The following is a 14,146-nucleotide window of genomic DNA, read 5'->3' as shown; positions in this document are numbered from 1 at the left end:
AAAACTCCTTTGCTCAGATTCGAGCTCTATCATGAATCAATTATCGAAGACCGGCTTGTGCTTGTTCATCTGCGCAACCATCGCCAGCTTCAGGTCAGGTGATTGCAGCATGGCTGCGTTCCAGATGGCAACGTGTTCCAGGCCGTCCTCCACTCGGTGATCGCGCATGTAGCTGATCATTTGCTTGGTGCCTTCGATGGCAATGGGTGATTTGCCGGCTATCTCCCGGGCCACCGCGAAGACGCCCTGCAACAGACCTTCCAGGTCATCGAAGGTGCGATTGACCAGCCCGATCCTCTGCGCCTCTTCAGCTCCCACGGTACGCCCGGTATAAGCCAGCTCACGCAGCACGCCATCGCCGATGATTCGCGGCAGACGTTGCAGGGTTCCTACATCCGCCGCCATGCCCATGTCGATCTCGCGAATGGCAAACTGGGCGTCGGCGGCGGCGTAACGCATGTCACAGGCCGAAATCAGGTCTATGGCACCACCCAGGCAATAGCCCTGAATAGCAGCCAGAACCGGCTTTCGGCAATTTGCCACTGCAGTGAACGAAGCCTGCATGTCACGGATCTTGCGCCTCAACAGCCGGGCATTACGGCCTGGATCCTTGCCCATCTGGTTGGCAACAGAAGCCAGCAATGCCAGATCGATACCCGACGAAAAATGTTTACCCGCTCCGCTGAGTATGACTGCCCGCACTTCGTCATTGCGCTCAATCCAGTCGAATATGCCGATTATTTCAGTCCAGAACGCCTCGTTCATTGCGTTGAGCTTTTCAGGCCGGTTGATCTGTACGTGAGCAATGCTGTCAGCCAGCTCGACCCGGAAACTTTGATAATCGGTCACGACGTGATCCTCAGGGCATGTTGAGTATTCAGGCGCTGGACTATAACAACAGCGACGCAATCATCGTAACCGGGCTTAAGTGACATTTACCGGACCGACCGCCAGCCGCGTTTATATATTCGCTGTACCCGCTACCGTTAAATAGTGTGAACGGTCAGAATGCCGGGAGGTCCAGTAATCAGTGATAGCAAAACCTATATGGGTTATTAGAGGGCGATACTTGAATACGTCAAAAGCGGCAACCGGGATTGAAGGTCTGGATGACATCCTTGCGGGTGGTCTTTCACGCAGTCATGTTTTTCTCCTTGAAGGAGAACCCGGAACCGGCAAGACAACTGTGGCACTGCAGTTCCTGAAGGCAGGCGCAGCAGCGGGTGAAATATCGCTGTACATCACCCTTTCCGAGACTGAAAGCGAGCTACGCTCGGGTGCTGCCTCACACGGCTGGGAGCTTGACGAGCAGATCAATATTTTCGAGCTGACGCCGCCTGAAAGCTTGCTTGATGCGGATCATCATCAAAGCCTGCTGTACTCCTCGGATCTGGAGCTGGGCGAAGCGACGCGGCAGATATTCGAGGTGGTGGAGCGGGTCAAACCCTCTCGCGTGGTGATCGACAGCCTCTCGGAAATTCGTCTTCTGGCGCAAAGTTCATTGCGCTACAGACGCCAGATTCTAGCCATCAAACATTACTTCACGCGTTATAACGCGACGGTATTGCTGCTCGATGACCTGACCACCGAAGCGCTGGATAAAACCGTACACAGTGTGGCCCACGGGGTTATCCGTCTTGAAGCGCTGACACCCACCTATGGTGCCGAGCGCAGACGGTTGAAGATCGTCAAATACCGCGGCCAGAAATACCGCGGCGGTTTCCACGACTTCACCATCGCCGAGAACGGCATCCATGTATTCCCACGTCTTGTAGCGGCCGAGCACCGCTCCAATTACGCCCGCACTCAGGTCAGCAGCGGCATCACAGAACTGGACGACCTGCTGGGCGGCGGCATAGAAAGCGGCTCCAGCACGCTGATTCTGGGCCCTGCCGGGACCGGTAAATCGCTTATTTCACTGGTTTTCGCGGCACAGGCAGTGGCACGTGGCGAGCGCGTGGGGCTGTTCATATTCGATGAAGAAATGGGCCTGCTGTTCGAGCGCATGCTCAAGCTCGGGATTGACCTGCGGGCGCTTCAGGAGACCGGCAATCTGGTGGTCGAGCAGATCGACGCGGCTGAGCTTTCTCCTGGCGAGTTTGCGCACCGCGTAAGGCGCGCAGTGGACCGTAAGCAGATAAAGACCGTGATCATCGACAGCATCAACGGTTATCAGGCGGCAATGCCGGAAGAGAGCGCACTGGTTTTGCACATGCATGAGCTTCTGCTCTACCTCAATCGCCAGGGCGCATCGACCTTCATGACCGTTGCACAACACGGGCTGGTCGGTGACATGCGCTCACCGGTCGACATTACCTACCTTGCCGACAGCGTTATTCTGTTGCGTTATTTCGAAGCTTTGGGTCAGGTGCGTCGCGCGATATCCATCATCAAGAAGCGCACGGGCACTCACGAGTCCACTATTCGTGAATACCGCATCAGTGCCAACGGTCTGAAGATCGGCAAGCCGCTTGAAGCCTTCCAAGGCGTACTGCGCGGGGTGCCGTCATACTTTGGCGACAAGAAACCGCTGCTTGAGGATGACGACCTGTGAGTATTCCAGGACTGTTGTCGGAGCGCGCAATCATTCTGGCGCCCAGAGGTCGAGACAGTCAGATCGCTATGCGGATCCTCGATGAAGCCGGCTACCTGGCAACGGTGGCCCATGACTTGTTCGAACTGGTCAAAGAGTTGAGCTCGGGCGCTGGCCTGGCAATCATCGCCGATGAGGCGTTGCGCAACAGTGACATTAAACCGCTGCTGGACCTCATCAGTCGTCAGCCAGCGTGGTCGGATCTGCCGATCGTCCTGATGACTCATCATGGCGGTCCGGATCACAATCCGTCTGCACGGATGGGTAATCTACTGGGCAATGTGACCTTTCTCGAACGCCCCTTCCATCCTGCGACTCTGGTCAGCCTGGTCGTCACGGCCGTGCGCGGGCGCAGACGTCAGTATGAAGCACGAGCGCGCATGGAGGACCTGCACGAAAGTGAAGGCCGTCTGCAGAATGCGCTCAAGGCCGGCAGGCTGGGCTCCTGGTTGCTGGAAGCGGAATACCTCAAACTGACTTGTTCGGATATTACTAAAAGTCACTATGGCCGCAACGAACAGGACACGTTCAATTACGACGACTGGCTCGCTGCTGTGTATTTCGAAGATCAGCCCAGAATGCAGTCGGCGCTTCAGCGCAGCCTGGACACCGGTGTTGATCTGATCATCGAATACCGCAACGTCTGGCCGGATGGCTCACTCAGTTGGGTGGATGTGCGCGCCCGCGCCATTTGCGGCAAGAACGGTCTGGTCAGTTCTCTGGCAGGCGTGACCTCTGACATCACCGAACGCAAGCAAGCCGAGTCGCAATTGCGGCGTCTCAATGAAACATTGGAGCAACAGGTCGAAGAGCGCACCTCGCAGTTGCGCCACAAGGAAGACATTCTTCGTCAGTCACAGAAAATGGAAGCAGTCGGCCAATTGACCGGCGGTATTGCGCATGACTTCAACAACATGCTGACCGGGATCATCGGCAGCCTGGAATTGATAAGAAGACGCCTGGCGCGCGGCAATATAGAGGACCTCAACAGCCTGATCGACCTGGGTGTGACCTCGGCGAATCGCGCCGCAGCACTTACCCATCGCTTGCTGGCATTCTCGCGGCGCCAGTCACTGGACTCAAAGCCGGTGGAGATGAACCATCTGGTCAATGCCATGGACGAACTGTTGCAGCGCAGTGTCAACGAGAGCATTCATTTGCAATTGCGCATGGCCAGCGATCTGTGGACTGCAGAAGCGGACCCTAACCAGCTGGAGAGCGCCCTGCTCAACCTGGTGCTCAACGCACGCGATGCAATGCCCGACGGCGGCACGCTGGTAGTCGAAACCTTCAATCAGCAGCTGGACAGATCGTTTACCAATGCCCATGAGAACCTGCTGCCCGGTGATTACGTGGTGCTGAGCGTCAGTGACAATGGCTGCGGCATGCCGGAAACAGTGATCAGCCGTGCGTTTGACCCGTTCTTTACCACAAAGCCTATCGGCCAGGGCACCGGCTTGGGTCTTTCAATGATCTACGGTTTCAGCAAACAGTCGCATGGTCATGTTTCAATCAAGAGTGAAGTAGGCCGAGGCACTACCGTACAGCTGTTCCTGCCGCGCTTTAAGGGGCTTGCAGATGAAGCCGAGCAGAGTTTCCAGAGCAATGCCGTTTACGCCGAAAATGGCGAAACCGTGCTGATTGTCGAAGACGACCCTGCTGTCCGGACGCTGGTCAGTGAGGTGCTCAGCGAATTGGGTTACACCTTCATCGAGGCCGGCGAAGCACTGGATGCCGTGCCGATACTGGAATCAGGCCAGCGTATTGATTTGCTGATCAGCGATGTAGGGCTGCCGGGCATGAATGGCCGGCAGCTTGCAGAAATCGCAAGGCAGCTGCGACCGGGACTCAAAGTGTTGTTCATCACAGGTTATGCAGAACATGCCGCGGTTCGCGGAGGTTTTCTGGACACCGGTATGCAACTGATCACCAAACCCTTTGCGTTCGATCACCTGACCTCGAAAGTGCGGGAAATGATAGAAGCCTGAGAAACGCTCAGGCTGTGCACGACTCCTGCCTGAAAGGCGGCCTGCTCACTCGACGGTTAAAGCGCGTTGTCAGGCCAGCAGTTCCTGAATACGCGAATGCAGCGTTTCCATGGTGAACGGTTTGGCGAGAATGGGTGCCTTCAGCGCAATGGGGCTGCCCGAATCGAGTATTTCCGCCGGATAGCCGCTGATGAAGATCACTTTCAACTCCGGTCGAAGCATCACCGCAGGCTCGGCAATCTGTACACCCGAGACACCACCCGGCAATCGATAATCGGTGATCATCAGGTCAAGGTGGGGTTTGGTCGCCAGAATCTCGAAAGCCTGCTCACCATTCTCGGCTTTCAGGACTCGATACCCCTCACCAGACAGATAATCGGCCAGGAGCATCAGGATCAGGGGTTCGTCTTCGACGATTAATACGACGTTTTCTGCATCAGCGCTCATTGAACTGCCTTTGATCTTATAAATAGCTGCCATTACGACCACGGCATGCATGGGAGGTTGCGCCGATGTGTGATTAAACTTGATTGCCAGTGGCTATCACCTACATCGCCAACGGCTGTCACCTGTATCGACAGCAGCTGTCATCTATAAAGGCAGGCAGATACGAAAGACCGAACCCTTGCCTTCTTCGCTCTCCACCTCGATACGACCGCCGTGAGCCATGACGATCTGATCGGAAATGAACAACCCCAAGCCAAGCCCGGCAACAGCGTGATTGCTCGATACTCGCTCGAATTGCTGAAAGATGCGCTTCTGGTTTTCAGCAGTAATACCGATGCCTTGATCCCGAACCTCAATGAAGGCTTCGCCCTCCCTGCTGTACACATGCACTTCAATCGGTTTGCGCGCACCGTAGCGCAGCGCATTGGTCAACAGGTTGGCAACCACTTGCTCGATACGGAACTCGTCCCAGACGCCGATCACCGGCTCTTCGGCAAACCGGGTGACCGTCGAATCGGCGGCGGCAATCTGTGCGGCAAAGCTTTCCAGCAACTGACAGACCAGTTCGCTCAAGTCAAACGGGCTCGGCCTGATCGACAGCTTGCCGGTACGAATTCTGGAGACATCAAGCATGTCTTCTATCAGGCGGATAAGGCTCTGAATCTGCCGCTCGTCGCGGTCGACCATTGCCCGCAGCTTTTCCATGGTGAACGCTGAAGCGTTGTCTTTGGCCAGGTGAAGTTTGCGCAGCTGGGTCTCCAGAATCAGACCGTTGAGCGGCGTACGCACCTCGTGGGAAACGATGGACATGAAGTCATCACGCATACGGATCGCGTGCTCCAGTTCGCCCTGGGTCGACTGCAGACGCTTGAGCAAGGCTTCCTGCTCCTGGCGACTGCGCTCCAGCTCTTCGACCTGTAGTTTCATGGCCTTGCGCTGCCGATACAGATCAACGAAAACATTGACCTTGCTCTTTACCGCATGGATATCCAGCGGCTTGTGCAGGAAGTCCACGGCACCACTTTCATAGCCCTTGAAGGCATAATTGAGCTCGCGACCGGCAGCGCTGACGAAAACGATCGGTATGCTCTTGGTCTTCTCGGTGCTGCGCATCATCTCGGCCAGCTCGAACCCGTTCATTCCAGGCATCTGGACGTCGAGGATGGCCAGCGCGAACTCGTGCTGCAACAGCAGTGACAACGCTTCGTCCGCCGAGAGTGCCTTGTAGACGAGTCGATCACCGCGCTTGATCAGCGCCTCGAGGGCCAGCAGGTTTTCCGGCAAATCATCAACGATGAGCAGTTTTGCCTGAATTTCACTTAACATGCGGTTCGTTCCAACTCGACCAGCAAGCGGCCAATATCGTTCAGGGAAAGAAGGTAATCCGGCGAGTGCAACGCCAGGCCCGCTTCGGGCATGGTCGACGCCTGGGCCTGCGAGGGGTCTTGAATCACCGTGAAACCACCATACTTCTTGATCTGCAGCAAACCTTGTGCGCCGTCATTATTGGCACCAGTCAGCAATACGCCAGCCAGTCGCGGGCCGTAGGCATCCGCGGCCGAACCGAACAAAATGTCGATACTGGGCCTTGAGTAAAACACCCTGTCTTCCTGACTCAATGACAGTGAAAAGTCAGACTCCACCGAGACGTGGTAACCCGCTGGCGCAACGTACAAAGTGCCCGGCACGATATCTTCCTTGTCATCGGCTTCCTTGACCGGGATCGCCAAGCGATTCTGAAATACATGGGCCAACTGGCTGCGCCGGTCATCGGGCAAATGCAACACCATCAATATAGGCAGACTGAAACCCGGCCGCAGATTTCTGAATATTTTCAGCAGGGCCTCTACACCCCCCGCTGACGCGCCTACGACAATAGCATCGACCACGGGCAACGGGCCGCAGGACAGGTCATCGTCAAAGGTGGTTCTCATAATTTCCGGTAGATCCGCTCGGGTTTCACCAGCGTCTCGAACGCCCCGCCGTAGGCAGAGAAATCCAGGGTTTCCTTACTGCCCAGCGCCAGAAAGCCGCGATGACACAGCGAGTCATGAAATAACCCGAAAGCTCGATCCTGAAGTTTTTTGTTGAAGTAAATCAGTACGTTACGGCAGGAAACAAATTGCGTTTCGGAGAATACACTATCTGTAGCCAGACTGTGATCGGCAAAAGTGACGTTCTCGCACAGTGTCTTGTCGAAGATCGCGTAATCGTAGGCAGACGTGTAGTAATCGGCGAAATTGCGCTGCCCTCCCGAGTTACGGTAGTTCTCCGTATAGGTGCGCAGGTTATCCATGGAAAAGATGCCCTGCTTGGCCTTCTCCAAAGAGCTGGGATTGATATCGGTCGCATAAATGATGGTCCGCTCCAGCAGCCCCTCTTCGCGCAATAGAATAGCCGTTGAATAAACCTCCTCACCCGTACTGCAACCGGCAATCCACACCTTGATCGACGGGTAAGTGCGTAGCACCGGCACGACCTCGTTGCGGATCGCCAGAAAGTGCGAGGGGTCACGGAACATCTCACTCACCGGGATGGTGAGAATCTGCAACAGCTGCATGAATGCTGCCGGGTCATGAAGCACACGCTCCTGCAGGGCCGAGATGGTCGCGCAATCGAACTGACGCAACGCATGGATCACGCGGCGCTTGATCGACGCACCGGAATAGTCGCGGAAATCGTAGCTGTACTGGAGGTAGATAGCCTCTATCAGCAGGCGCAGCTCGATCTCTATGCTTCGATCAAGGTGCATGATGCCATCCGTTTTTGCGCCCCGGAAAGCACGGCCACTGAGCCCTCATTCAAATGCGCTCCATCTTCGGCAGCCAGACGCGAATCAGTGAAAACAGTCGATCCAGGTCAATGGGCTTGGCCAGGTAATCGTTGGAACCTGCCTGCAGACAACGCTCCTGATCATCTTTCATGGCCTTGGCAGTAACGGCGATGATCGGCAGCTTGCGCCAGCGCGGGTCTTTGCGGATCTCGATGGTCGCTTCGTAACCGTCCATTTCAGGCATCATCACGTCCATCAGGACCAGATCGATGTCTTCGACCTCATTGAGCTTTGCAATCGCTTCAAGACCATTGCGGGCAATTTCCACCACTGCCCCCTTGTGCTCCAGGGCGCTGGTCAGGGCGAAGATGTTACGCACGTCGTCATCGACCACAAGGATCTTGCGCGCTTCAAAGACCTTGTCACGGCTGCGCGCGGTCTTGAGCATCTTTTGTCGCTCGTTGGACAGTTGCGACTCGACCTTGTGCAGGAACAGCGTGACCTCGTCCAGCAGGCGTTCAGGCGAGCGTGCGCCCTTGATGATGATAGAGCGCGAATATTTCATCAGCTCGGCTTCTTCATCACGGGTCATGTTGCGCCCGGTATAGACAATCACCGGCGGAAAGGCGCAGATGTCTTCCGTGGACATGCGCTTGAGCAGCTCATTGCCGAGCATGTCCGGCAGTTTCAAGTCGATGATCATGCAGTCGTAGACATTCTCGCGCAGCAGGTCCAATGCCTCCTGGGCAAAACCCACCGCAGTGATTTCAATATCATCGTCGCCGATAAGGCGAGCAATGCTGTCACGTTGCAGCGCATCGTCTTCGACCAGCAGGATGCGTTTGACCTTCTGGGTCAGTTTGGCCTCCAGCTTGGCGAATACATCCTTGAGCTCTTCGCGGGTGGTCGGCTTGACGGCGTAGCCAATGGCGCCCATGTGCAGCGCAGCTTCTTGGCGATCCTCGACCGAAATTACATGCACCGGAATGTGTCGGGTAGGTGCCAGCTCCTTGAGACGCTGAAGCACGGTCAGGCCCGAGTGATCCGGCAGGCGCATGTCCAGCAGGATCGCGTCCGGCGTGTAGCGTGACGCCAGGTTGAACCCTTCATCCGCGGCATGTGCGACCAGACAGTCATAGCCCAGCTCATGGGCCAGATCGAATAGGATCTGAGCGAAGCGCACTTCATCTTCGATGACCAGAATGCAGCGCCGCTGAAACGGTGCCTTGTCACGATCATCGGCAAACACGGCTACAGGTGTTTCCACCGGCACCGGGGCCGACTGCTGGATGACCGGCGCGGCAGGAACCGGCAACGATGGCGCGGGAGGCTCAAGCATGACCGCAGACTCATTGCCTGGCTCTTGAGGGCCTTGCTCGACATAGCTTTCCGGCAACACCAGGCTGAAAATACTGCCCTGCCCTGGCGCGCTGGTCACACTGATGGAGCCGCCCAGCAATGCCGCCAGATCGCGGGAGATCGACAACCCCAGCCCGGTACCGCCATAACGCCGGTTGGTGGTGCCATCTGCCTGACGGAATGCCTCGAATATACCCTGCTGATGCTCCTCGGCGATGCCGATGCCCGAGTCGCGCACGATAAACACGATGCCTGCACCCGGCTGGCGCGAAACGACCATGCTGACGGCGCCCGCTTCGGTGAATTTGATCGCGTTGGACAGCAGGTTCTTGAGAATCTGTTCAAGACGCTGGCGGTCCGTGAACAGCATGGTCGGCGCGCCTGCCTGTATGTCGACCGTGAACGCCAGCTTTTTCTCGGCGGCAAGCGGCTGGAACATGCTGCGCAGGCCTTCGACAAGACGAGATACGCTGCTGTTTTCCGGGCGCATTTCGAGCTTGCCGGCTTCAACCTTGGAAATATCCAGAATGTCGTTGATCAGGTTCAACAGGTCATTACCCGCCGAATAGATCGACTCGGCAAACTTGACCTGTTCGGCGGTCAGATTTTCGCCAGGATTTTCGGCCAGCAGCTTGGCCAGGATCAGCGAACTGTTGAGCGGCGTGCGCAGCTCATGGGACATGTTGGCAAGGAACTCGGACTTGTACTTGCTGGCGCGCTGCAGCTCGTCCGCACGCGCCTGCAACTCGGCCTGAGCAATGCTCAGTTCCTCGTTGTTGCGGTCCAACGCATCACGCTGATCGGCCAGTGCCTGACTCTGATCGGCCAGTTGCTCGTTGGTCTGTTCCAGCTCGGCCTGCTGAGTTTCCAGGTGTGCCTGAGACTCCTTGAGAATACGCGACTGCTCTTCCAGCTCTTCGTTGGCCGTGCGTAATTCTTCCTGCTGCACTTGCAATTCTTCGTTGAGTTGCTGGGTCTCGGCCAGCACCTCTTGCAGACGCTGGCGATAACGGGCCGCTTCAATCGAAGTGCCAATGTTGTCCGCGATCAGCTCAAGAAACTCTAGATCCTGCTCGGTAAGCGGGCGCAGAAAGCCCAACTCGATCACCCCGTTGACCTGATCGTCATTGCTGGTAGGCAGTGCCACTATGCTGCGCGGCGAGCCTTCACCCAAACCGGAAGCCACTTTGAAGTAATTTTCGGGCAGTTCATCCAGCGTGATGATCCGGTCCTGTTGTGCGGCCTGCCCCACAATGCCTTCATCGCTATGAATGGTCTGCTCCTGCTGCTCCTGTTCGCGAGAAAAACCGTAGGAAGCAGCACGCGTCAAGCCGCCGTGATCCTGGCGAATATAGACCGCCGCCACCGACGCGCCCAGATACTGAGTCAGAAACTGAAGGATGTTTCGACCCAGCATATTGAGTGTCAGCTGACCCAGTACCTGTTCGGCCAGTTCGCTCTGACCGTTGCGCAACCAGGCGACTTTTTGCAGACGCTCGGCATTGATTTCCTGCAGCCTGAGGTTTTCGCTGTAGGTGGCCGAAAGCGACAGCAAATCACGTCGTCCGATATACGCCAGGATAGCGCTGACAATCACCACGAATATCAGATAAAGGCAGACGGAAAGAATGGTACTGCGCGTGACCTCTGCGTTGCGGGTCAACCGAAGTTGCTGTTCCATTTCGACAGCCTGATCGTACTCGGTGCGGATCTGATCAGTAATTCGCTTGCCACGTCCGGCCAGCACAGCAGTTTGATAGTCGCCGTTGTTGCGCCGCAGATTGATCATCTCCTGAGCAAACGCATTCCACTCCTGCTGCATCGTGGACAGACGCCTGAACCGGTCCTGTTGCGTCGGGTTGTCTTCGACCAGACTCTTGAGTCCCTCCAGCTCGGCAACCAGCAACGGTTTGGCGATTTCATAGGGGTCGAGAAAGTGTTGATCGCCGGTCAGCAGAAAACCGCGCATGCCAGTTTCCATGTCTATCGACAGTTTCATCGAACGGTTGGTGTTATTGATCACCCGGTCAGTGTGCTCGACCCACTGTATGGCCGTGAGCAGATAACTGATCAGCAAAATGAAGAAAACGGCGCTCAGTACCCCCACACCCAATGGCAAGCCGACGTTACGCCCCAGCAGTTTTCGAAAGCGTTGCTCATCGACAACAGACGTCCGATTCATGAAATATCCCTGACGAGTGGATCAAAACCGTAGAGTTTGCCGTAAACCCACGAAAAACACTCTTATTTCTGACATAGAGGATTGAAATTTCACACATAAATCGGTGATAAGCTCACGCACATATCGCGTTCATGACGTAAAGCCATCAATCACCCTCACAATTCACCGTATTTGTGCGCCGATTGAACTTCCACCCGGTTTTTATTTACTGATACAGGGACAGTATCAACAGTGGACAGGACCGCGCTCGGTTACGCTGAGCTGCCGGAAAAGGAAGCATGGCATTCCATGCTGTCTGCGCTATCACCATTTTTCAGGTTTAAGGAGTCAACAATGCCGGACACAGCCCGCACCATTCTCGTGGTCGAAGACGACGCCATTGTGCGCATGCTGATTGTCGACGTGCTCGAAGAGCTGGAATACAAGGTACTGGAAGCCGAGGACGCCACTTCAGCCCTGACTTTCGTTGTTGACGATACCAGGCACATCGACCTGCTGATGACTGATCAGGGGTTGCCCGACATGAAGGGCACCGCGTTGGCTAAAAAGGTCATCGAACTGCGGCCTCAATTGCCGGTACTGTTCGCCAGCGGTTACTCCGAGAACATCGATGTGCCGCCAGGCATGCATTCGATCGGCAAGCCTTTTTCGATCGACCAGTTGCGTGACAAGGTAAAAAGCATCCTTGACTGACATCAAAGCTGCTTTCAGTCACACCGACACGCACGCCAGTACACGTGTATTGATCATCGGCTACGTATGGCCCGAGCCACGCTCTTCGGCTGCCAGCGGGCACATGATGCAACTGATCCAATGCTTCCTCGAGCAGAACTGGCAGATTACCTTTGCCAGCCCTGCCACTGAAGGTGAACATAGGGCCGATCTGGTCAGCCTGGGCATCGAGGAAGTACGAATCGCGCTCAATGACAGCAGTTTTGACCTGTTTGTCAGTAAATTGCAGCCCGATATCGTTGTTTTTGATCAGTTCATGATCGAAGAGCAGTTCGGCTGGCGCGTCGAGCAACAATGCCCCGACGCCCTGCGCATTCTGGAAACGTCGGATTTTCAAAGCCTGCGCCATGCACGCCATCAGATGTTGAAGGACTTGCTGAACAGCGATTCCGCGGGTGATCCGAGCGATATTTGCGACACTTCAACGCCGGGGCTTTTCAAGCAGATCGCCTCCAGCGAGCTGGCGCAGCGCGAGGTCGCATCGTTGTATCGCTGCGACCTGAACCTGATGACATCCGACGTTGAAATGGCATTACTGACCGGTTCCTTTGGGCTGCCCGCCTCGCTGCTGCACTGGTGTCCGCTAATGATTGACGGCGTTCCCGACAGCGTTCGGCCTTTTGCAGAGCGCGCGCACTTCCTCAGCATCGGTAATTTCCGTCACGCCCCCAACTGGGATGCGGTGCTATGGATGAAAACCGCAATCTGGCCGCTGATCCGTCATCAATTGCCTGAAGCGCAGCTGCATATTTACGGTGCCTACACGCCACCCAAGGCAACAGCGCTGCACAATGGCGCTCAAGGGTTTCATGTGAAGCACTGGGCTGAAGATGCGTTGCAGGTCATGTCATCAGCACGCATTTGTCTTGCGCCGTTGCGTTTCGGTGCCGGCATCAAGGGCAAATTGATGGATGCCATGCTCTGCGGCACTCCGTCAATCACCACTGTGATCGGCGCAGAAGCCATGAGCGGCGGGCTGCCGTGGCCTGGCGTCATCGCCGATAACCCGAAAGACATCGCTGATGCTGCGGTCAGACTCTATCAAGACCAGACCCGCTGGCTAGAGGCGCAGAACGCCGGGCTGGCGTTGCTGCAGGCGCGTTACCAGCATCGGCAACACTGTGCGAGCCTGATCGAGCGCATTCAGACCCTTCGTAACCAGTTGCCCGAGCATCGTCTGGCGAACTTCACCGGCGCCATGCTTCGCCATCATCACCACAAGAGCACCAAGTACATGGCGCAGTGGATCGAAGCCAAGAACCGTAACAAGGCTGAAGATACGGTCTAAGCTGGTTTGCGCAACAGATAAGTATCCATGATCCATCCCCTGCGGTCGCGCGCTTCGGCGCGCAACAGCTTGATCTGCTCACACACGTCATCGAGCCTGCCAGACACCAGTATCTCGTCCGCGGTGCCCAGATAAGCGCCCCAATAGATATCCAGCCCCTGCCCGACGTAACGCTCGAATGTGCACTGTGCATCCAGCATCACCACGACATTGCTGTGTTGCTCAAGCGCTGCGGCCGCCAGGCGTCGCCCTGTGGTGATGTGAATCGACTCACCAATACGATTGAGCGGTATCCGGTGTTGCGCCACCAGGCTCTGGACACTGGTGATGCCGGGAATCACCTGATATTCGAATGTTTCCCTGCCGCGCGCCAATACGCGGTCAAGGATGCGCATGGTGCTGTCATACAGTGACGGATCGCCCCAGACCAGAAATGCACCAACCTGATCTGCGCCAAGCTCATCGGTCAACAGCCGCTCGAACAATGCAGCGCGCTGCTCGTGCCAACTTTCGATACCCCGCTCGTAGGCATCAGGGTCGCCATCGCGCCGAGGGTCCTGAACCTGTACCAGACGATAGTCCTGATGAGTGATATGCCGCTGGCAAAGCGCTTTGCGCAGGCGCAGCAGCTCATCGTCGACATAGCCCTTGTCGAGAATGAAGATCACGTCGGCACGGTTCAGCGCAGCAATGGCCTGCAAGGTAATCTGCTCGGGATCACCGGCCCCCATGCCAATCAGCAGGATCTGTTTCATCGGATAACCACTCCACTGTGGCAAATCAT

11 protein-coding genes are annotated in these 14,146 nt (G+C 56.2%); 4 read left to right on the top strand and 7 right to left on the bottom strand.

Annotated features, from left to right (window positions below):
* Positions 1–36: 36 nt before the first annotated feature.
* Positions 37–849 carry a crotonase/enoyl-CoA hydratase family protein gene (locus RYA97_RS03370; protein ID WP_002553647.1) on the bottom strand — a complete coding sequence of 271 codons (813 nt, stop codon included), beginning with the start codon at positions 847–849 and terminating at the stop codon, positions 37–39.
* Between the two features lie 220 nt (positions 850–1,069).
* On the opposite strand from RYA97_RS03370, the gene RYA97_RS03365 reads away from it, so the two are divergent.
* Both RYA97_RS03365 and RYA97_RS03360 read left to right on the top strand, forming a co-directional pair.
* Positions 1,070–2,554 (top strand): ATPase domain-containing protein, encoded by a 1,485-nt coding sequence (locus RYA97_RS03365; RefSeq protein ID WP_002553646.1) that lies wholly within the window; start codon positions 1,070–1,072, stop codon positions 2,552–2,554.
* Positions 2,551–4,581 carry a response regulator gene (locus RYA97_RS03360; RefSeq protein WP_004665050.1) on the top strand — a complete coding sequence of 677 codons (2,031 nt, stop codon included), beginning with the start codon at positions 2,551–2,553 and terminating at the stop codon, positions 4,579–4,581. The genes RYA97_RS03365 and RYA97_RS03360 overlap by 4 nt, the downstream gene beginning before the upstream one ends.
* 69 nt (positions 4,582–4,650) lie before the next feature.
* Here RYA97_RS03360 and RYA97_RS03355 read toward each other — a convergent pair whose 3' ends face one another.
* From RYA97_RS03355 to RYA97_RS03335, 5 genes are all read right to left on the bottom strand, one after another.
* Positions 4,651–5,028 (bottom strand): response regulator, encoded by a 378-nt coding sequence (locus RYA97_RS03355; RefSeq protein WP_002553644.1) that lies wholly within the window; start codon positions 5,026–5,028, stop codon positions 4,651–4,653.
* A gap of 144 nt (positions 5,029–5,172) precedes the next feature.
* The gene (locus RYA97_RS03350) at positions 5,173–6,354 is read right to left on the bottom strand and encodes a hybrid sensor histidine kinase/response regulator (protein ID WP_002553643.1); all 1,182 of its coding nucleotides are present in this window, start codon (positions 6,352–6,354) and stop codon (positions 5,173–5,175) included.
* Positions 6,348–6,962 carry a chemotaxis protein CheB gene (locus RYA97_RS03345; RefSeq protein WP_002553642.1) on the bottom strand — a complete coding sequence of 205 codons (615 nt, stop codon included), beginning with the start codon at positions 6,960–6,962 and terminating at the stop codon, positions 6,348–6,350. Before RYA97_RS03345 ends, RYA97_RS03350 begins: the two co-directional genes overlap by 7 nt.
* Positions 6,959–7,780 (bottom strand): CheR family methyltransferase, encoded by an 822-nt coding sequence (locus RYA97_RS03340; protein ID WP_004658107.1) that lies wholly within the window; start codon positions 7,778–7,780, stop codon positions 6,959–6,961. Before RYA97_RS03340 ends, RYA97_RS03345 begins: the two co-directional genes overlap by 4 nt.
* 49 nt (positions 7,781–7,829) lie before the next feature.
* Positions 7,830–11,342 carry a response regulator gene (locus RYA97_RS03335; protein ID WP_316891876.1) on the bottom strand — a complete coding sequence of 1,171 codons (3,513 nt, stop codon included), beginning with the start codon at positions 11,340–11,342 and terminating at the stop codon, positions 7,830–7,832.
* A gap of 333 nt (positions 11,343–11,675) precedes the next feature.
* Between RYA97_RS03335 and RYA97_RS03330 the strand changes: the two genes are divergently transcribed.
* Together RYA97_RS03330 and RYA97_RS03325 are read left to right on the top strand one after the other, a co-directional pair.
* On the top strand, positions 11,676–12,035 hold the full coding sequence (locus RYA97_RS03330) for a response regulator (RefSeq protein ID WP_002553639.1): 360 nt from the start codon (positions 11,676–11,678) through the stop codon (positions 12,033–12,035).
* Positions 12,028–13,362, top strand: coding sequence for a glycosyltransferase (locus tag RYA97_RS03325; protein WP_005743575.1), 1,335 nt, complete (start codon positions 12,028–12,030; stop codon positions 13,360–13,362). Before RYA97_RS03330 ends, RYA97_RS03325 begins: the two co-directional genes overlap by 8 nt.
* On the opposite strand, the gene cobF is transcribed toward RYA97_RS03325, so the two are convergent.
* The gene (gene cobF / locus RYA97_RS03320; protein ID WP_005777579.1) at positions 13,359–14,117 is read right to left on the bottom strand and encodes a precorrin-6A synthase (deacetylating); all 759 of its coding nucleotides are present in this window, start codon (positions 14,115–14,117) and stop codon (positions 13,359–13,361) included. The genes RYA97_RS03325 and cobF overlap by 4 nt on opposite strands.
* Between the last annotated feature and the right edge of the window lie 29 nt (positions 14,118–14,146).

Source organism: Pseudomonas syringae group sp. 26L6 (assembly GCF_032587815.1).
GTDB lineage: Bacteria > Pseudomonadota > Gammaproteobacteria > Pseudomonadales > Pseudomonadaceae > Aquipseudomonas > Aquipseudomonas amygdali.
Note: the sequence above shows the minus strand (reverse complement) of the source record. Positions and strands in the feature narration are given on the sequence as shown.